At 61.5% G+C, this 18,883-nt stretch carries 19 protein-coding genes; 15 read left to right on the top strand and 4 right to left on the bottom strand.

All coding sequences use genetic code 11. The features are described 5' to 3' along the window. Nucleotides 1-710 (top strand): porin (locus EOB36_RS01355; protein ID WP_164759166.1); only part of this gene is annotated, 710 nt, incomplete at its 5' end. Between the two features lie 439 nt (nucleotides 711-1,149). Here the strand turns inward: EOB36_RS01355 and EOB36_RS01350 are convergent. Further along, nucleotides 1,150-2,823, bottom strand: a complete 1,674-nt coding sequence (locus EOB36_RS01350) for a tetratricopeptide repeat-containing sulfotransferase family protein (protein ID WP_127205180.1) — start codon at nucleotides 2,821-2,823, stop codon at nucleotides 1,150-1,152. A gap of 117 nt (nucleotides 2,824-2,940) precedes the next feature. On the opposite strand from EOB36_RS01350, the gene EOB36_RS01345 reads away from it, so the two are divergent. Further along, nucleotides 2,941-4,053 carry a pyridoxal phosphate-dependent aminotransferase gene (locus EOB36_RS01345; RefSeq protein ID WP_095486582.1) on the top strand — a complete coding sequence of 371 codons (1,113 nt, stop codon included), beginning with the start codon at nucleotides 2,941-2,943 and terminating at the stop codon, nucleotides 4,051-4,053. A gap of 30 nt (nucleotides 4,054-4,083) precedes the next feature. Here the strand turns inward: EOB36_RS01345 and EOB36_RS01340 are convergent, their stop codons facing one another. After that, a complete protein-coding gene (locus EOB36_RS01340; RefSeq protein WP_245467546.1) occupies nucleotides 4,084-4,572 on the bottom strand; it encodes a MarR family winged helix-turn-helix transcriptional regulator in 489 nt (162 codons plus the stop codon). Nucleotides 4,573-4,750: 178 nt separating this feature from the next. On the opposite strand from EOB36_RS01340, the gene EOB36_RS01335 reads away from it, so the two are divergent. The 8 genes from EOB36_RS01335 (at nucleotide 4,751) to EOB36_RS01295 (ending at nucleotide 12,608) form a co-directional block, all read left to right on the top strand. Then, nucleotides 4,751-5,401, top strand: coding sequence for a TetR/AcrR family transcriptional regulator (locus EOB36_RS01335; protein ID WP_128284107.1), 651 nt, complete (start codon nucleotides 4,751-4,753; stop codon nucleotides 5,399-5,401). Nucleotides 5,402-5,478: 77 nt separating this feature from the next. Continuing rightward, a complete protein-coding gene (locus EOB36_RS01330) occupies nucleotides 5,479-6,642 on the top strand; it encodes an isovaleryl-CoA dehydrogenase (protein ID WP_128284106.1) in 1,164 nt (387 codons plus the stop codon). 186 nt (nucleotides 6,643-6,828) lie between these two features. Further along, nucleotides 6,829-7,116, top strand: a complete 288-nt coding sequence (locus EOB36_RS01325) for an AbrB/MazE/SpoVT family DNA-binding domain-containing protein (RefSeq protein WP_245329935.1) — start codon at nucleotides 6,829-6,831, stop codon at nucleotides 7,114-7,116. Continuing rightward, nucleotides 7,113-7,496, top strand: a complete 384-nt coding sequence (locus EOB36_RS01320) for a type II toxin-antitoxin system VapC family toxin (protein ID WP_095486578.1) — start codon at nucleotides 7,113-7,115, stop codon at nucleotides 7,494-7,496. The genes EOB36_RS01325 and EOB36_RS01320 overlap by 4 nt, the downstream gene beginning before the upstream one ends. Nucleotides 7,497-7,500: 4 nt before the next feature. Beyond that, entirely contained in the window at nucleotides 7,501-9,108 is a 1,608-nt protein-coding gene (locus EOB36_RS01315) for a carboxyl transferase domain-containing protein (protein ID WP_128284105.1), read from the top strand. 1 nt (nucleotide 9,109) lies between these two features. After that, nucleotides 9,110-9,637: an O-acetyl-ADP-ribose deacetylase gene (locus EOB36_RS01310; protein WP_128284104.1), complete on the top strand. Its 528-nt coding sequence runs from the start codon at nucleotides 9,110-9,112 to the stop codon at nucleotides 9,635-9,637. Nucleotides 9,638-9,701: 64 nt separating this feature from the next. Further along, on the top strand, nucleotides 9,702-10,121 hold the full coding sequence (locus EOB36_RS01305) for a hypothetical protein (protein WP_245467545.1): 420 nt from the start codon (nucleotides 9,702-9,704) through the stop codon (nucleotides 10,119-10,121). A gap of 528 nt (nucleotides 10,122-10,649) precedes the next feature. Beyond that, entirely contained in the window at nucleotides 10,650-12,608 is a 1,959-nt protein-coding gene (locus tag EOB36_RS01295; RefSeq protein WP_128284103.1) for an acetyl/propionyl/methylcrotonyl-CoA carboxylase subunit alpha, read from the top strand. 113 nt (nucleotides 12,609-12,721) lie between these two features. Here the strand turns inward: EOB36_RS01295 and EOB36_RS01290 are convergent, their stop codons facing one another. Then, nucleotides 12,722-13,843, bottom strand: a complete 1,122-nt coding sequence (locus EOB36_RS01290; RefSeq protein WP_095486574.1) for an ABC transporter substrate-binding protein — start codon at nucleotides 13,841-13,843, stop codon at nucleotides 12,722-12,724. A gap of 461 nt (nucleotides 13,844-14,304) precedes the next feature. Then, nucleotides 14,305-14,571 (bottom strand): sel1 repeat family protein, encoded by a 267-nt coding sequence (locus tag EOB36_RS01285; RefSeq protein ID WP_027152750.1) that lies wholly within the window; start codon nucleotides 14,569-14,571, stop codon nucleotides 14,305-14,307. A 468-nt stretch (nucleotides 14,572-15,039) separates the two neighbouring features. Between EOB36_RS01285 and EOB36_RS01280 the strand changes: the two genes are divergently transcribed. The 5 genes from EOB36_RS01280 to EOB36_RS01265 all read left to right on the top strand — a co-directional run bounded on the left by EOB36_RS01280 (nucleotide 15,040) and on the right by EOB36_RS01265 (nucleotide 18,879). Then, nucleotides 15,040-15,384: a DUF2147 domain-containing protein gene (locus tag EOB36_RS01280; protein WP_128284102.1), complete on the top strand. Its 345-nt coding sequence runs from the start codon at nucleotides 15,040-15,042 to the stop codon at nucleotides 15,382-15,384. A 317-nt stretch (nucleotides 15,385-15,701) separates the two neighbouring features. Beyond that, the gene (locus EOB36_RS34260) at nucleotides 15,702-15,854 is read left to right on the top strand and encodes a hypothetical protein (RefSeq protein WP_164546997.1); all 153 of its coding nucleotides are present in this window, start codon (nucleotides 15,702-15,704) and stop codon (nucleotides 15,852-15,854) included. 35 nt (nucleotides 15,855-15,889) lie between these two features. After that, a complete protein-coding gene (locus EOB36_RS01275; RefSeq protein ID WP_095486571.1) occupies nucleotides 15,890-16,084 on the top strand; it encodes a hypothetical protein in 195 nt (64 codons plus the stop codon). A gap of 171 nt (nucleotides 16,085-16,255) precedes the next feature. After that, nucleotides 16,256-17,716: an AMP nucleosidase gene (locus tag EOB36_RS01270; RefSeq protein ID WP_245467543.1), complete on the top strand. Its 1,461-nt coding sequence runs from the start codon at nucleotides 16,256-16,258 to the stop codon at nucleotides 17,714-17,716. A gap of 104 nt (nucleotides 17,717-17,820) precedes the next feature. Next, nucleotides 17,821-18,879, top strand: a complete 1,059-nt coding sequence (locus EOB36_RS01265; protein WP_128284100.1) for an endonuclease/exonuclease/phosphatase family protein — start codon at nucleotides 17,821-17,823, stop codon at nucleotides 18,877-18,879. The last annotated feature ends 4 nt before the right edge of the window (nucleotides 18,880-18,883 follow it).

Genomic DNA, 18,883 nt, shown 5'->3' with positions numbered 1-18,883 from the left:
ACTTCGCCTGGATCCAGCTCGGTGGTCTGCGCGTCGGTAAGGACGAATCGGCCTTCGATACGTTCATCGGCTACGCCGGCAACGTCATGAACGATACGCTGGTTCCCTATGGCGGCTTCGACACCAACGTCGTCCAGTACTACTTCGACGCCGGCAACGGCTTCTCCGCCGTCGTCTCGCTCGAAGAAGGCTACGGCCCCTTCACGATCGACAGCTACGTTCCGCATGTCGTCGGCGGCGTGAAGTGGACGCAGGGCTGGGGCGCGATCACCGGCGTCGTTGCTTACGACAGCGCCTACGAAGAGGTGGCCGGCAAGGTTCGCCTCGACATCACGCCGATGGAGAACCTGTCGCTGTTTATCATGGCCGGCTACGGCACGGACGACAACCTCACGGATCCGGACTGGAGATTCCCCGCCGGCGGCCGCGGCATGTACAAGCTGTGGAGCGGCAATTGGGCAGTCTGGGGTGGTGGCACCTACACCATCAACGAGAAGACCTCGTTCAACACCCAGATCTCGTATGACGAGGGCGAAAACCTCGGCGTCGTGGCGAACATCGCCTATGACATCGTCCCCGGCCTGACGATCACGGCGGAAGCCTCCTACTTGCACGCCGGAGAGTTCGGCGAGGCCGGCTTCTCCAACTGGACCGGTGCGGACGACGAGGACAGCTTTGGCGGCCAGCTCCGCTTCCAGCGCTCGTTCTAATCAGCATCGTCTGACTGAACTCGAACCCGGCGGGCAACCGCCGGGTTTTTTCGTATCGGCCTGGCTGTCAAATTGCGTATGCATGCGCCGCTGATACCGGCCATGGATCGTTCTCTGTTAGATCGGCCTGCAGCCGCCAATCTCCAACACTGGCGATTGGCCAAAAGCCACCATGCCTTCGTCGTCCCAGGGCGGAGCGAACGCAAAGCGGGAGCGCAGCCCCTGGGATGCATGCGGTCCTCACTTGGAAACAGGTTAACTCAAAGGCTGGCGATCCTTCGCGCCCCCTCTGTCCGGCAGGCCAGAGGGGCGCGCTGTCCCTCCAGCGTCTCGAAAGATTCTGCACCGCAGCAGCGCTTGGCGGCTGAAGGTCGGTTGGTAGCGAACCTATGCGATCCAGAGTCTCGTGCCCCCCCCAACGCGGACCGCCTACCTCAAGTCAAATCTCTGCAAGATCGCCCAGCGACTGTATCAGCGGCTGAATTTCGTTTTCATAATTCTTCCAGCGCTTGACGGACGATTTGTAAATCGGTTGCCGAACCTGCCAGCGACTGGGCGTGTTGACCGAACCATCCCTGTCGAAAAAGCGCAGGCAGGCGTCATCCCAAGGCAGCCCGAGATAATCTATGAGGCGGCGCGACTGCGCCTCCTGGTCCTCAACCAGTGTTTCGTAGCGATTTTCGAAGATGAGGCCGGGAAAAACCTCGTTCCAATGCCGCATCAGGCGGTCATATTCGCGATAATACAGGCCTAGTGTTTTCAGGTCGGTATTGTAGCTGTGTCCCTCGCTGAAGTTGAGGACAAAGCAAGAGACGCAATTGTCGATGGCGTCACGACGGCAATGAATGATGCGCGCGTTGGGAAAGAGAAGGCCGATAAGGCCGATCAGTTCAAAATTGTGCGGCTCCTTATCGACGACGCGAAGCGCGGCAGGCGCCCGCTCCCGCAAATAGGACAGGTGCTCTTCGGCCAAGGTTCTGGACAGGTCTTCCGTGATCGACATGATTGGCTGGTTCAAATTCCCAGCCGCTGAGGTTTTGAGGCCGATTGCATTCGCGACCCGCCTTAATTTGCTAAGCTCCCCTGCACCATGAACAACTGGATGGCTGGCGCAGATCTGCTCCGTCAGCGTCGTCCCCGAGCGGGGCATGCCAACCACGAACACAGGCACTTCGGAAGGATTTCCATAGCCGGCCCTGGTAGCTAAAAAGTCCGGCGTGAAGATTTCAATCATCGAGTCGACCCAGCGACGATACAAGTCGATATCGAACTCGTAGCCGGAGGCCTGTTTCGCCTTGTTGAAATGGTCGAATGCCTCACTATAGCGCTTGAGGTCGTTCAGCACCTTGCCGGCGGCATAATGGAGTTGCAGCGCGCCGGCTGGATGGAGCTTCGGGCTGGCGAGTTCACGAAGGATGAATTGGAGTTCCTCAGGCTCTTCGGTGAACTTTCGCGTCTGTACAAGGTCGTTGTAGGCGCTCGGCACCTCAATGCGACGTTCGATCGCTTCTTTCAGGTAGACGGCGGCTTCATCCATGCGCCCCAGGCCGCTAAGCGCGCTGGCCAGACCCGCTCGAACCTTGGGATGGTCGCGGTTGATTTTCAGCGCCTTCTCGTAGAGCGGCAATGCCATGTCTGGTTTGTCAAACGCTATGTAAGCGCGCCCCAGTGCACAAAGTGCCTCGATAAGGTCCGGCTGCAGTTTCAAGGCGTACTGCATATGCTTGATTGCTGGCGAATATTCGCTGACCTTCACATAGGCCTCGCCCAGGCTGAGGTGGTAATAGGCGTTTTTAGGTTCCTCGCCGACCGCCCGTGCGAAATATCGCAAGGCCATCTCATTATCATAACCCAGATATAAGGTCCCCAAGATGTACAACGCGAGCGGATGGTTTGGTGTGCGCGCCAGAACGCGAAGGCATAGATCCTGAGCCTCGTCGAGGCGCTTTGCCTGCTGATGGATATATGCCTGTTTCAGCAGCGCGTCGTCGGCCTGCGCACGCGATTGAGCGTTTCCTTGATTCACTATCGGCGTCAGTATCGGCGCCTTCGCTTTTGGCGCGGGGCCGGGCTTGAGGTGCTTGGACCAGGCAGGCGGGAGTCGATTGTTCATGATATCTCGCTAGCAAAACGAGCGGGGAAAATCCAGCATGCTGGTTGCAGCCAAGGGGAGCTTGCGCGGCCAACTGTGCCGCGCTAGCAAGAAGCCCCTTTGGAACGAGCCTTTGCCATGCGCCAGCGCCCTCCCCTCACGCCAATCATCAGCGCGCTTCCTTCGACGGTGCCGTTTGTCGGCCCGGAGGCGCAGGAGCGGGACCGCGGCCGCGCGTTTCGCGCCCGCATCGGCGCCAATGAGAGCAGTTTCGGGCCGTCGCCGCGCGTCATCGCCCGCATGGCCGGTGTCGCCCGCGACATGTGGATGTATTGCGACCCCGACAATCACGATTTGAAGGTGGCCGTCGCCGCGCATCTCGGCGTCAGCGCCGAAAACGTGGTTGTCGGCGAAGGCATAGACGGTTTGCTCAGCCTCGTGGCGCGCATGTATGTGGCGCCCGGCGATGCGGTGGTCACCTCGCTCGGCGCCTATCCGACCTTCAACTTCCATATTGCCGGCGTCGGTGGCCGGCTGGTCGCGGTTCCCTACGAGAACGACCGGGAAAGCCTGGACGGCCTATTGGCTACGGTCGCCAAGGAAAACGCGCCGCTGGTCTATTTGTCCAACCCAGACAATCCGATGGGAAGCTGGTGGGAGGCGGCCGAGCTCGTCCGCTTCATCGAAGCCCTGCCAGAAACCACCATGCTGGTGCTCGACGAGGCCTATGGCGAGATGGGCCCGGCCTCGGCGCTGCCGTCGATCGATATCTCCAGGCCGAACGTCATCCGCATGCGTACCTTCTCGAAGGCCTACGGATTGGCCGGCATACGCTGCGGCTATGCGGTGGCGGACGCCCAGGTGATCCGCGATTTCGAGAAGATCCGCAACCATTACGGCGTCAGCCGCATGGCGCAGATCGCCGGCGTCGAGGCGCTTGCCGATCAAGACTATCTGGAGAGTGTGGTGGCGCGGGTCGCTGCCGGCCGCCGGCGCATCGCAGAGATAGCCGAAGCGAACGGGCTGAAGCCGCTGCCTTCGGCAACAAATTTCGTCACCATAGACTGCGGCGGCGACGGCGCCTTCGCGCTAAGTGTGCTGCAGGCGCTGCTGTCGCGTGACGTGTTCATCCGCAAGCCGATGGTGCCGGTGCTCGACCGCTGCATCCGGGTCAGCGTCGGCCTCGACCACGAGCTCGACATCTTTGCCGAGGAGCTGCCCGGTGCGCTGGCGGCGGCTCGGGGGAACTGAGGATCGCAAAGTCGTCGTTTCGGCCTGCCGCTATTTCCCCCCGTCACCGAGCAGGCACATGACCCGCTTCAAGGCGTCCGCAAGCTCGGCGGCTTCGTTGTCGGCCAGGCCAGCCGTCAGCCGGGTGAGATCGCGATCCGCCGCCGACTGAAGCGTGGCCAGCTCCGAGTTTCCCCTCGCGGACAGCGACAGGATGCGCCGACGCCGGTCGCCCGGGTCGGCACGCAGTTCGGTCAGGCCCATGGCGGCGAATTTTCTGAGGATCCGCGTGACATAGGCCGGGTCCAGCCGGAGTTCGCCGGCAATCGAGGACGCCGCCGGCCCAAGATCGAGATGGAATGCCTGCGCAAAAAACCCTGCCTCGCCGCTCGGGTTGGCAGCGCCGACGCCCGCCCGGTGACCCAGCTCGAACAGCACCCGCGCCTCGGTTAGCGTGTAGGTACTCTGCATCAAGGTCTCGTCGAGCAGCCCGATCAAGCTGGTGTAAAACCGGTTGAAATGGCGGATTTCGGTGACCATCGCATTCCGCACATCCGGCATGTCGGGCTCCCTCTCAGGAAATTCTACACCCAGATCATCACCATATTATTTGACTTAGTCAACCATTCAAAAAAACACGATCCCTATCCTGCAATGCATTCAGATCTTGAATTAATTGAACGTTCGTTTTATTATTGCACCTCTCGATGAGGTGACCATGGCGCGCACGACCGGTTCCGACGGGGAAAAGACCGAAGCAGCGGTCCGCGAGGCGGCGGTCAGCCTGATCGCGCGTCTTGGCTACGAGGCGATGTCGATGCGCCAGCTGGCCGCCGAGGTCGGCGTGCAGGCGGCCGCGCTCTACCGCTATTTCCCGACCAAGGAAGACCTCTTGTTCACGCTGATGCGCGAGCACATGGAAGGGCTGATCGAGGCGTGGGACGCGGCGCGCCCGGCCGTGGCCGATCCGGCGACGCGGCTTGCCGCCTATGTCGAAAACCACATCGCCTTCCACATCGAGCGGCGCCACTCCACCCATGTCTCGAACATGGAATTGCGCAGCCTGTCGCATGACCGCCTGACGCAGGTCCTGCGCATGCGCACGGCCTATGAAAAGGAACTGCGCGCCATTCTGCGCGACGGCGCAGAAGCTGGCGTCTTCAGCGTCGAAGACACCGGGCTGACGGCCATGGCTCTGATCCAGATGATGACCGGCGTCATCGTCTGGTTCCGGCCAGGCGAGCGGCTATCGATCTCGGAGGTAACCGCCACATATCTTTCAATGACGATGCGCCTGGTTGGGGCAGCCCATGGCGCGACTACGACCTACGGCGCCGTGCGCGCCTTCGAACGCGCAAGGACGCTGTAGCACTTTGATTTTGCGCATGGTCCCTCCCGAAATCGGAATCGAATTCGATTTCGGGGCCATGCGCCGGGAGGAACGGCATGTACACGCACACACTCAACTTCGGACTTGACGAAGACATCGAGGCGCTGCGCGATCTGGTGCGGCGCTTCGCCCAGGAAAAGATCGCGCCGATCGCCGCCGAGATCGACCGCTCGAATGAGTTTCCGGCGCATCTGTGGCGCGAATTCGGTGGGCTCGGCCTGCTCGGCATCACCGCCGATCCGGATTTCGGCGGCACCGGCATGGGCTATCTCGCCCATGTGGTCGCAATGGAGGAGATTTCGCGTGCCTCGGCCTCGGTCGGCCTCTCCTACGGCGCCCATTCCAACCTCTGCGTCAACCAGATCAATCGTTGGGCGACGCCGGCACAGAAGGAAAAATATCTGCCTACGCTGTGCAGCGGCGAAAAGGTCGGCGCGCTGGCAATGTCGGAATCCGGCGCCGGCTCCGACGTCGTGTCGCTCAAGCTGCGCGCCGAAAAGCGCAACGACCGCTACGTGCTCAACGGCACCAAGATGTGGATCACCAACGGCCCGGATGCCGAGACATTGGTCGTCTATGCCAAGACCGATCCGGAACTCAGTTCGCGCGGGATTACCGCCTTCATCGTCGAAAAGTCGATGGCCGGCTTTTCCGTGGCGCAAAAGCTCGACAAGCTCGGCATGCGCGGCTCGAACACCGGCGAACTGGTTTTTTCGGATGTCGAGGTGCCGTTCGACAATGTGCTGCATGAGGAAGGGCGCGGCGTCGAAGTGCTGATGTCGGGCCTCGATTACGAGCGCACCGTGCTCGCCGGCGGTCCGATCGGGCTGATGGCGGCGTGCCTCGATGTGGCGGTCCCCTATGTGCACGAACGCAAACAGTTCGGGCAGCCGATCGGCGAGTTCCAACTGGTGCAGGGCAAGCTCGCCGACATGTATACGGTGATGAACGCCGCACGCGCCTACGTCTATGCCGTCGCCGCCGCCTGCGACCGCGGCAAGACGAGCCGCAAGGACTCCGCCGCTTGCGTGCTGTTCGCAGCCGAGAAGGCGACGCAGATGGCGCTCGACGCCATCCAGCTACTGGGCGGCAATGGCTACATCAACGACTATCCGACCGGCCGGCTTTTGCGCGACGCCAAGCTCTACGAGATCGGCGCCGGCACCAGCGAAATCCGCCGCTGGCTGATCGGGCGGGAAATCATGGCAGAGGGAATATAGTGGCACTATCTTGAAAATTGCCATTTATAGTACAACATGCCATATATTCGAAATATGGCACGTTTCTGGAACGAGGCGACAATGGCGAGCGGAACGAGAAAAGCTGGGTTTGACGAAAATCCGCAAACGCAATTCGAGGCCGGATCTCGGAAGGCTCCGCTCCGGGTTCCAGCGAAACGCGAGCGCGTGAAACTTGGCGAAGGCGGACGCTTCGTTATCCCGGCAGCGATGCGCGAGGAAATGGGCGTGAAGCCTGGTGAGGACTTGATCCTTCATGTCGAGAACGGCGAGTTGCGGGTAAGGTCGTGGCTCCAAAATCTGCGGCGCGTCCAGGCGGAATTGTCGGCTTTGAAAAAGCCGGGCGAAAGCGTCGTCGACGAATTTCTCAAGGAGCGGCGCGAAGAACAGCGCCGAAGCGATGAGCGTTTGGACCGGCTTCATGCCGAAGGAACGGCGAGGAAGGGAGCGAAGTGAAACCCTACGTCATGGACAGCTCCGCGGCGCTTGCGATCCTGCTCAACGAGAAAGGCACCGATATCGCCTTGGGTTTCGCGCCGGACGCACAATGCAGTTCCGTAAATGCGGCCGAAATCATCGCCAAGCTGATCGACAGAGGACGCAGCATGGAGGAGGCCGCGGACGACCTCGCCAGCCTCGGCATGCCGGTCGCCGTCTTCGACGAAGCGATGGGCATCGCAGCCGGGCAGCTTCGCGAGCTGACGCGACATCGCGGCTTGTCGTTGGGCGACCGGGCCTGCCTCGCACTGGCAATTTGCGAGAATGCCATTGCCGTCACCGCCGATCGCGACTGGGGCGACCTGGATATCGGCTGCAAGATCGAACTGATCCGGTAACGCCATGACCACCCTCACCTCGCAGATCTCGCCCGCCTCCGACACCTTCCGCGCCAATGCCGAGCGCATGCGGGCGCTGGTCGTTGACATTGCGGAAAAGGCGGCAACCGTCGAGCGTGGCGGCTCGGACGAAGCGCGCGAACGGCACCAGAGCCGCGGCAAGCTTTTGCCGCGCGAGCGCCTATCGCAATTGCTCGACACCGGCTCGCCATTTCTCGAGATCGGCCAGTTCGCGGCGTGGTCGATGTATGGCGAAGACATCTCATCGGCCGGCCTCATCGCCGGCATCGGCCGTGTCGAAGGCACCGAAGTCATGGTCGTCGTCAACGACGCCACGGTGAAGGGCGGCACCTATTATCCGCTGACGGTGAAGAAGCATCTGCGCGCGCAGGAGATCGCGCTCCAAAACAAACTGCCTTGCGTCTATCTGGTCGACAGCGGCGGCGCCAATCTGCCCAACCAGGACGAGGTGTTCCCCGACCGCGACCATTTCGGCCGCATCTTCTACAATCAGGCCAACATGTCGGCTTCAGGCATACCGCAGATCGCCTGCGTCATGGGTTCGTGCACGGCGGGCGGCGCCTATGTGCCGGCGATGTCGGACGAGACGATCATGGTGCGCAACCAGGCGACCATCTTCCTCGGCGGCCCGCCGCTGGTGAAGGCCGCCACCGGCGAGGATGTCAGCGCGGAGGAGTTGGGTGGCGCCGATGTGCACACGCGGCTTTCCGGCGTTGCCGACCACTATGCGCTGGACGACGAGCATGCGCTGGCGATCGCACGCCGCATCGTCAAGAACCTGAATCGAAAGAAGGAGATCGGGCTGGCACTTCGCGATCCGATTCCGCCGCTTCATGCAGCCGATGAGCTCTACGGCATCGTGCCGACGGATCTGCGCCAGCCTTATGACGTGCGCGAAGTGATCGCGCGCATCGTCGACGGCTCCGAGTTCGACGAGTTCAAGCAGAATTACGGCACCACGCTGGTCACTGGCTTTGCCCATCTCAACGGCATGCCGGTCGGCATCATCGCCAACAACGGCGTGCTGTTCTCCGAAAGCGCGCTGAAGGGTGCGCATTTCATCGAGCTGTGCTGCCAGCGCAAGATCCCGCTGATCTTCCTGCAGAACATCACTGGTTTCATGGTGGGGCGAAAATACGAGGCCGGCGGCATCGCCAAGGACGGCGCCAAGCTGGTGATGGCCGTCGCCACCGCGCGCGTGCCGAAGGTGACCATGATCATCGGCGGCTCGTTCGGCGCCGGCAATTACGGCATGTGCGGGCGCGCCTATTCGCCGCGGTTTCTTTGGATGTGGCCTAATGCCCGCATTTCGGTGATGGGCGGCGAGCAAGCGGCAACCGTGCTTGCGGTCGTCAAGCGCGAGGGCATCGAGCGCAAGGGTGGCGAATGGAGCGCGGAGGAAGAGGCAAAATTCAAGAAGCCGATCCTGATGAAATACGAGCATGAAGGTCATCCGCTCTATTCTTCCGCCCGGCTGTGGGACGACGGCATCATCGATCCGGCCAAGACGCGCGAGGTGCTGGCGCTCAGCCTTTCAGCCGCGCTGAACGCCGGGATCGAGGAGACAAAGTTCGGCGTCTTCAGGATGTGAGATGAGCGAGATCGACCACAGAATTCGCGTTCATATCGGCGACATCACGAAGCTGGCGGTCGATGCCATCGTCAATGCCGCCAATACGTCGCTTCTGGGCGGCGGTGGCGTTGATGGCGCCATTCACCGGGCAGCCGGACCTGAACTTCTGGGCGAATGCCGAACACTCAATGGCTGCAAGGTCGGTGATGCGAAACTCACCAAGGGCTACAGGCTGCCGGCACGCTTTATCATCCACACGGTTGGTCCGGTCTGGCAAGGCGGCGGCAAAGGCGAAGCCGAGTTGTTGGCCTCCTGCTATCGCCGGTCGCTCGAACTTGCCGCCGCCAAGGGTTGCCGGACGGTGGCATTTCCGGCGATCTCGACCGGTGTATACCGATATCCAAAGGACCAGGCGACGCAGATCGCCGTTGGCACCGTGCGTGCCTTCATCGGCCAAAACGCGATCCCGGAAACCGTCATCTTCTGCTGCTTCGACCAGCAAACGGCGGAACTATACGAGCAGGCGTTAATGCTTGGCGGAGCGTGACCGGCACAGGTAAGAAAATCCATCCATAGTTTTCAGATTTATTTTCATTCACCGATCTGGCCAGATGAAAGAATCGCGGCTATTGCTCATTGCAAATACCAATGGGGATTGGGCGAAGATGAGACTGCCGCTTTTTCAGAAAACAACTATGTCTGTACTTGCAGGATTGCTTATGTTAGCGGCACCTGACGCTAGTGCGGCAGAATCGCTGGCGGGAAGCAAAGGCGACAGCCGCTACCCTGTGTATTTCGCGCCGGGCTCTACGGGTGGCTGTCAGAAGGCATACAAGACCTATGTGGCGACCGGCAGCCATTCCGCCTATGCGTCGACCCCCTTTAATTGGGCCACAGAGTTCGTGGTTTGCGCGCGTGCTGCATCGTCGCAAAAGGCTGCAGAGACGCTGGCGCTGAAAGACTGTCAATCCGCCCGGAAGCAATACAAGGTCACGACAGCGGGAGTCTGCAGCATCGCCGCCTCCAAGTAGCAATGCCTGTTGCCTCAGTTCATTCCAAGGGGGAAAAATGAAACCGAGATACGTCCAGAGAACAATTACATCGATACTTGCAGGATTTCTTATACTCACGGCACCTGGCATCGGAGCGGCGGAATCGTTGGCGGGAAGCAAAGGCGACACCCGTTTCCACCCGTTTTTGCCGCGGAACGCGAAGGATCCGTGCACCAAGGCTTACAACGCTTATGTAGCGGCCAGCGGCCATTCAGCCTATGCGACCACCCCATACATGCGGGTGACTTCGTTGTACATCATCTGCGGCTCGCGCTTGAATGCACCATCACAGAAAGCTGCCGAAGAGCTGGCATTGAAATCCTGTCAGGCCACCCGCAACAGTTATAAGGTCACGACAGGCGGGGGGTGCGAGGTCGCAGCCTCCAAGTAAGCGGTCCTCACTTACCGATACTTTGACAATGGCCGGACTGCAAAGCAGGGTGTTGCCACAGCTCGCGTGAAGGAGCATTCGCGCCGTTGGCGGCAAGCTCTGGCTTTGGAGGTCCCATGTTCGCCAAAATCCTGATCGCCAACCGCGGCGAGATCGCCTGCCGGGTGATCCGCACGGCACGCAAGTTGGGCGTGCGTAGCGTTGCCGTCTATTCCGACGCCGACGCCGGGGCCCTGCATGTCGAGATGGCCGACGAAGCTGTGCATATCGGTCCCTCGCCTGTCGGCGAAAGTTATCTGCGCGGCGACAAGATTGTCGCGGCGGCTTTGGCCACCGGCGCGGAAGCCATCCATCCCGGCTACGGTTTTCTGTCGGAAAACCCTGATTTCGTCGACCAGGTGACGGCGGCCGGGCTCGTCTTCATCGGCCCGTCGGCCGCCTCGATCCGCGCCATGGGGCTGAAGGACGCGGCCAAGCGGCTGATGGAGAAGGCCGGGGTGCCGGTGGTGCCCGGCTATCACGGCGAGGCGCAGGAGATCGTGCTGCTCGCCTCCAAGGCACGCGAGATCGGCTATCCCGTTCTGATCAAGGCGCGCGCCGGTGGCGGCGGCAAGGGCATGCGGCGCGTGGAACATCCCGACGACTTTTCCGAGGCGTTGTCGGGTGCGCGGCGCGAGGCCAAGGCCGCTTTCGGCGACGACCGCGTGCTGGTCGAGAAATATGTCGAGAAGCCGCGCCACATCGAGGTCCAGGTGTTCGGCGACATCTTCGCCAATGTCGTGCATCTCTACGAGCGCGACTGCTCGGCGCAGCGCCGCCACCAGAAGGTGATCGAGGAAGCCCCCGCCCCCGGCATGACACCGGCATTGCGCAAGGCGATGACGGAGGCGGCGGTGAAGGCCGCCAAGGCGATCAACTATTCCGGCGCCGGCACGATCGAGTTCATCGCCGATGCCTCGCAAGGGCTGAAGGCCGACCGCTTCTGGTTCATGGAAATGAACACCCGCCTGCAGGTCGAGCACCCCGTCACCGAAATGGTCACCGGCATCGACCTAGTCGAGTGGCAGTTGCGGGTGGCCTCCGGCGAAAAGCTGCCGAAGACGCAGAGCGAGATTGCGCTCTCCGGTCACGCCTTCGAGGCGCGCATCTATGCCGAGGACGCGGCAAAGGGTTTTTTGCCGGCCACGGGCACGCTGCATCACCTGAAATTTCCGGATACCGCGCCCGACGGCGCCAGCATGCGGATCGAGACCGGCGTGCGGGCCGGCGATGTCATCTCGCCCTTCTATGACCCGATGATCGCCAAGTTGGTGGTGCACGGCAAGAACAGGCAGGCGGCGCTCGAAGCCTTGGGCATAGCCCTTTCGCGGACCGAGATCGCCGGCTCGACCGTCAACACCGCCTTTCTCGCGGCTCTTGCCGCTGACCCGGATTTTTCAGCAGGTGATGTCGATACCGGCCTGATCAGCAGGCATCAGCAAGCACTGACCGCAGTGCCGCCGCCGAGCAGCGAGATCGTCGCCGCCGCCGCGTTTGCGGCGTCCGGCGCCGGGGCTCAGGCGTCGACCGATGACCCGTGGTCGTCGCTTGCCGGCTATGCGCATTTCCACACTGTTCCGCGGCGCACACGGCTGCGCTACGGCGAGGACGAGATCATCGCGCTTGTGTCGGTACTGCGGCCGGATGGGCGCTTCCAAGTGGCACTGGATAACAGCGCCGATCCGCTCGATCTTCGCAGTGCCCCTCGCCTCGCCCGCTGGCCAGGCCACGTCACCGTGTTTGAAGGCGCTGTCGGCTACAGCTTCGCGGTGCCGGATCCGCTGGCGAGGGCCGACGAAATCGCCGCCGGTTCAGACAGCCTGCGGGCGCCGATGCCGGGTCTGGTCAAGCTGGTGCGTGCAGCCAAGGGCGAGGTCGTCATCAAGGGCCAGCCGCTGCTGATCCTGGAAGCGATGAAGATGGAGCACACCATCGCCGCTACCCATGATGGGGTAATCGCCGAAATCGCGGCCGAGGGGGCGCAGGTCACCGACGGGACGGTGCTGGTGCGTTTTGCCGAGGAAGCCCACGGCTGACCGCTGTTCCCCATCCATAAGGCGACGTCGACACGCGCCACAAACGCACCGCCCAAATGAAAATGGCCGGGTCAGACCCGGCCATCTCCGTTTACCGCAGGCTATGCCAGTTGTTACGGCTGGATCGGCGCGTATTTGCCGTCGTGCCACTGGTTGATGTCGTAGCTGACGTTCTTGAGGTCGCCCTTTTCGTCAAAAGTGACCGAGCCGACGACGGTGCTGATCGGCTCGCCGTTCTTCAATGCCTCGGCAACCTTGGCCGGGTCGTCGCTGCCGGCGCGCTTGATGCCCTCGGCAAAGGCCTGGATCACGGCATAGGAGAACAGCGTGAAGCCCTCGGGCACGAAGCCGCCCGCCTTGATCTTTTCGACGGCCTCTTTGGCTTCGGGCTTCGCCTGCGGATCCGACGGGAAGACGAACATGGTGCCTTCGCCGGCCGGACCGGCAACCTGCCAGAATTCCGGCGTGGCAATCGAGTCCGGCATGATCAACTGATACTTCAGGTTCTGTTCCGCCGACTGGCGCAGGATGAGGCCGGCTTCGGGGTGATAGCCGCCGAAATAGATGACGTCAGCCTTCAGGTCCTTCAGCTTGGTGACAAGCGCCGCGTAGTCCTTTTCACCGGCGTTGATGCCCTCGTAGAGTATCTCGTTGAGACCGTTCTGGTTCATCGTTGCCTTGACGGCATCGGCCACGCCCTGCCCATAGGCGCTCTTGTCGTGCATGATGACGACGTTCTTGCCGGCATATTTCTTGGCGATCCACGGGCCGATGAAAGCGCCCTGGGCATCGTCGCGCGTATAGAGGCGCATGATCGTCGGCCAGCCGGCTTTCGCCGCCGCGTCGGTCAGCACCGGGTTGGACGAAGCCGGGCTCATCATCAGCGCGCCGGCTTCGGCGTAGACGGCCGAGGCCGGAATGCTCGAGCCCGAGCAGGCATGGCCATCGATGAACTTGACGCCGTTGGCAACGATGCGGTTGGCGACCGAAACCGCCTGTTTCGGATCACACTGGTCATCCTGGACGTCGAGCTTGATCTGGCGGCCGTCGACACCGCCGGCCGCGTTGATCGCGTCGGCGGCGGCTTGCGCGCCCTGCTTGAACTGGTCGCCGATGGTGGCAAGCTGACCGGTCATCGGTCCGACCACCGAAAAGGTGATGTCGTCGGCGAAGGCAATCGGCGCACTCATCATCAGGCCTACTATGGCCGCGCTCAAAATACCCAACTTTTTCATGGTGATATTCCTCCACTCTCGCGCGGCCGCCCCGGCCGCGCCTCTTCCAGAGTGGGCGGGAGAATTTCACCCTTCGCCAAGCCTGTCTAGGCGCATCGCCGGCACTCGATTGGGCCTGCAACGTTTCTGTTTGACCATGATCTTTTTCCAAAAACCGGTTTCCACTTTTTGGGATCATGGTCCCGAAAACGCAAAAGCCGCGCCGGCCTTGTTCCGGCCGGTCGCGGCTTCGTCGATCGAACCATCCCCGAACGCTCCCGCGCCCGAAAACCGCTCGCCTTCCCTGTCCGTCGCGCAGCTTGGCGTATCCAGCCTGCCGCGTTCTTGTCATTGTTGGTGAGACCGTCTTGCGCGGCCTTGTTCTTGCCGGTCCGGCCGTCTTGCGCGGCCTCGACCTGAAGCGTCCCTGTCGGTGATCTCAATGCCTGATGAACTCAGGGCCCGATGAACTCAGGGCCAACTTAGTGCATCGTCATCCATTCGCGGGCTTCGCGCAGCGCCCTGGCGATCTCGACCTTCGACATGGCGGCCGATAATTCCGAGCGCAGTTCCGCGGCACGGACCGAGCCCTTGATCGCAGCGATGTTGAACCATTTGTGAGCGGCGACGACATCGGTCTCGCAATCGCGGCCGGTCGCATACATCATGCCCAGTTCGAAAAGAATGTCGGCCTGGGCAGTTGCCCCCATGGCGCCGAAGCCGGCTTCAGGCATTTCAAAACGTGCCATTTCAATCCCCTGTTCTAGCCCCTGTCAGGCTCCCGAGAGCTGCCTCCTTCTGTCCCTTGGTTTCTGTTGATAACCCTTGGGGCGGCCGCTCTTTCGATGCTTTCGAGAATGAACCGGAGGCTTGAATCCGTCGTTAAGTGGCGTGCTTAATTTGAGGAAAACAAAGCTAAAACAAGAGGTAAACGCGGGAATTCGTTAAGGATGCAAAGCCAGCAATTTCGCCGGTTTGGGCTAAATTTGACGAAAATTTGCGAGGCGCAAATCAAGACTCCGCTAACCACGGGAGACAAAGCCAGCATACCCGTCGTTTCATTTTTCGCCGACGAGACCGTCTCGGGCGGCCAGAAAATCCTGAAGTCTTCCCCAGCGGCACCGCTTTTGTTTTGCCGGGAGGTGGATTAGCTTACGTTTGCGTAAAGGGCAGACCGGCGGGCGGAACATCCGACCGGAAGCCCACAGGGAGGAAACATGTTTCGCAAAATCAGCATGGCCCTTGCGGCCACATTGATCATGGCCGGCACGGCTTGGGCCGATCCGATCGAAGGCGACTGGAAAACGCAAGCCGGTTCGACTGCCGCCATTGCTGGCGGCGGCGGCGCATTTTCCATCACGCTCAAATCAGGCAAGTTTGCCGGCAAGCGCATCGGTTCGTTCAAGGTGTCCGGCGCCAACAAATATACGGGAACCATAACCGACCCGGAAACCGACAAGACCTATTCAGGCAAGGCCTCGGTCTCAGGCGCCTCGCTCAAGATGAGCGGCTGCGTGCTCGGCGGGCTGATCTGCAGGAGCCAGACCTGGCACAAGCTCTGATCGTTTCCGCTGCCACAAATTGAAAACGGGGCCGCGAAGGCCCCGTTTTGCTTTCGCCGTCTGTTTGGGACGGATCGATCGTGCGAGCCGCGCGCCTTCTGCACTTAACAGCAATTTTTGCGCGTCCTTCGTCCGTATCACCAGCAAGATCGGGGACAGCAGCAAGACTGCGGCGACGCTCGTGGCCGGCGACGGCGCGGTGGGCGGCGGGCACTCAACAACTCGTCAATGAATTTGAACCGCAGATGAACGCTGGCATCAGAGCCGGTTCAGTCGGGCTCGGGCATTTTCGTGCGTATTGAAGGAGACACCACGCAATGCTCGCTCGCCGCTTCACCATCGTCTGCCTGCTGCTGAGCCTGTTCGGAATGTTGTTCGCCATCCTCGTCGCCGAGGCAGGCCGTCCGGCCCGCTCCCTGGACCAGGCCAATTCCTGCCAGTTCGGTTGCGTGAACCATTTTCGCCCCTGAACCGACAAAGACCTCGAGAGACAAAAGCAAAAGCCATGAACCGCATCGTCGCCAACGCCCTGAAAACCCTTCGACTCCTGCCGCGGGCGGCGCTTATCCTGGCCGTCCTTTCGGCGCCGGTTCTGGCCGTGCCCTCGATGCGCGCCGATGCCGGCTCGACGATCGAAGCGCCGGCGTTGAAGAAGAACGGCGTCGGCTTTGTGCTGTTGATCAGCCTGCGGCGTGGTTAGAGCCAATCGACCTTCATCGAAATCCCAATCGACCTTCATCGAAATCACTGAAAAAGAAAAACGATGTTTTGGCCGCGTTCAAGGCGGCATACCCCTCCCAACCGCAAGGCCAAGCCTCTATATTGGGTCATGGAAAAGCGAATCTATCCCCAAGCCATAGACTCAGTCGTGATGCCGGAGCCGTTTGGCCGGCAGAGCTTCAATGATGCTGGAAAGGCCGTCGCGGCCTTGCAGGTCCTTTACGACCGCAACACCAAATTCCTGCGCGATTCGTTTACGGCGCTCGCTGCAGGCGGCGACAACAACAAGCGCTACCGGGCCTTCTATCCCGAGGTCGGCGTCACCACGACTTCGTTCACCCAGATCGACTCGCGGCAGGCATACGGCCATATGCCGACGCCTGGCCATTTCTCGACCACCATCACCCAGCCTGCCCTTTTCGAACGCTATCTCATCGAACAGCTTAGCCTGATCATGCGCAATCACGGCGTTCCAGTCACGGTTTCGGAATCGACGACGCCCGTCCCGCTGCATTTCGCGTTCCTGGAAGGCTCCCATGTCGACGGCACCGCAGCCGAGCGCATCAGGCGGCCGATCCGTGACCTGTTCGACGTGCCGGATCTCGACGGCACCGACGACCAGATTGCCAACGGCACGTTCGAAGTGGCGTTAGGCGAAGCCAGGCCACTGGCGGCGTTCACGGCGCAACGCATCGACTATTCGTTGCACCGGATGTCGCACTACACGGCGACCAGTCCCCAGCATTTCCAGAATTTCGTGCTGTTCACCAACTACCAGTTCTATATCGACGAGTTCGTCGCCCGCGCGCATGAGCTGATGGCGAAGGGCGGCGGCGGATATGTCGAATTCGTCGAGCCGGGAAACGTCGTCACCAAGGCTGGGCAAAACGCGCCTGGCGCTGGGGTGGCGCCGCCGCGCCTGCCGCAGATGCCGGCCTATCATCTGAAGAAGCCGAACCATGGCGGCATCACCATGGTCAATATCGGTGTCGGCCCCTCCAACGCCAAGACTATCACCGACCACATTGCGGTGCTCAGGCCGCATGCCTGGGTGATGCTCGGCCATTGCGCCGGCCTGCGCAACACCCAGGCGCTGGGCGACTATGTGCTGGCGCACGCCTATGTGCGGGAAGACCATGTTCTGGACGACGACCTTCCGGTCTGGGTGCCGATCCCGCCGCTGGCTGAAATCCAGGTGGCGCTGCAAGAGGCGGTCGCCGAAGTCACCGGCCTTTCCGGCTACGACCTCAAACGTATCATGCGCACCGGCACCGTCGCCACCATCGACAACCGCAACTGGGAGCTGCGCGACCAGCGTGGGCCGGTGCAGCGGCTGTCGCAGTCACGAGCGATCGCGCTCGACATGGAATCGGCTACGATCGCAGCCAATGGTTTCCGTTTCCGCGTGCCCTACGGCACCCTGCTTTGCGTCTCCGACAAGCCCCTGCATGGCGAATTGAAGCTGCCTGGCATGGCGACCGAGTTCTACAAGCGGCAGGTGGCACAGCATTTGACCATCGGCATCAGGGCGATGGAAAAGCTGGCCGAGATGCCGATGGAACGGTTGCATTCGCGCAAACTCAGAAGCTTTTCGGAAACGGCGTTCCAGTAGGACCGATCGGCTTCATCGGCCGGAGCATGGCCGTAGCATGATAACATCGCGGCAGGGCATTTCGTCATCTTGATTGGCTGCATTTCTGCCGATAAGCAAAGTAGATGGCACGCGTTCGAAACATGATGGCGTCGGTGGCATTCGTCGCAATGCTCGGCTGCTCGGTTGCGCTGGTGGCCGGGTTTTTCGGAACGCTGCATCCGGCCTTCGATTCCTTCGCCCATTTCCGCGTCCATCTTGCCGTACTGATGGCGCTTTGCGCGCTGCCGCTGCTCGTGACTTCATTTCGCCTGCAGGCGGCCACAGCGCTGCTCTTTGCCGTGGCTGCCTTTGCCACCACGTCGAACGCGCTGCCCGTGCCCCGCCTGTGGCCGGTCCAGGCAGCCTACGAAGTTAACCCCGGTGACCAGACGGTCTACCCCGATGACCAGCCGGTCTATCGCCTGCTGCAGATGAACCTGCGGTTCAACAATCCGACGCCGAAGAAAGTGCTGTCGCTGATCGGCCGGACCAATCCGGACGTGATCACTCTCGATGAAGTGTCGGAGATGTGGACGACCGAGCTTGGCTATATTGCCAGCGCCTACCCCTACCGGATCCTCTGCCCCTACCCCAATGGCGTGTTCGGCGTTGCGCTGCTATCCAGACGACCGTTTGCCGCCGGTACGCAACCGCGCTGCGACAGGCGCGGTGCGATGGCCATCGCGACGGTCGATTTCGGCGGAACCGACGTCGACGCAGCCGCCATGCACCTCACCTGGCCATGGCCGCGCAACCAATCACGGCAGATCGGCGGATTGTCGGAGGAACTCGCCTCGCTTGGCGAGACGTCGATCCTGGCATGCGATTGCAACGCAGTGCCGTGGAGTGCCGCCGTCCGGCGCGTCGCGGATCTTGGCAAGCTGACCATGGCGCCTTCGCCGGGGCCGACCTGGCTCTATATCAAGCTGCCGGACTTCCTGCGCTTCGCCGGACTGCCGATCGACCAGGTTTTCAGCAAGGGCGCGGTTCTCGTCCATTCGGTGTCGAGGCTGGAAGGCACAGGCTCCGATCATCTTCCGGTGATGGTGGAATTCTCGCTTAGGCCGGAAGAGAAAAAGCCGGTCGACGAAGATGAAACCGCGACCGCATCCGTGACACAGAACGGCAAGTTTCGAAGCTGAGCGC

Origin of the sequence: Mesorhizobium sp. M6A.T.Cr.TU.017.01.1.1, assembly GCF_004023115.1 — a bacterium.
Taxonomy (GTDB): Bacteria; Pseudomonadota; Alphaproteobacteria; order Rhizobiales; family Rhizobiaceae; genus Mesorhizobium; species Mesorhizobium mediterraneum.
This window is presented reverse-complemented; position numbering and strand designations above follow the sequence as displayed.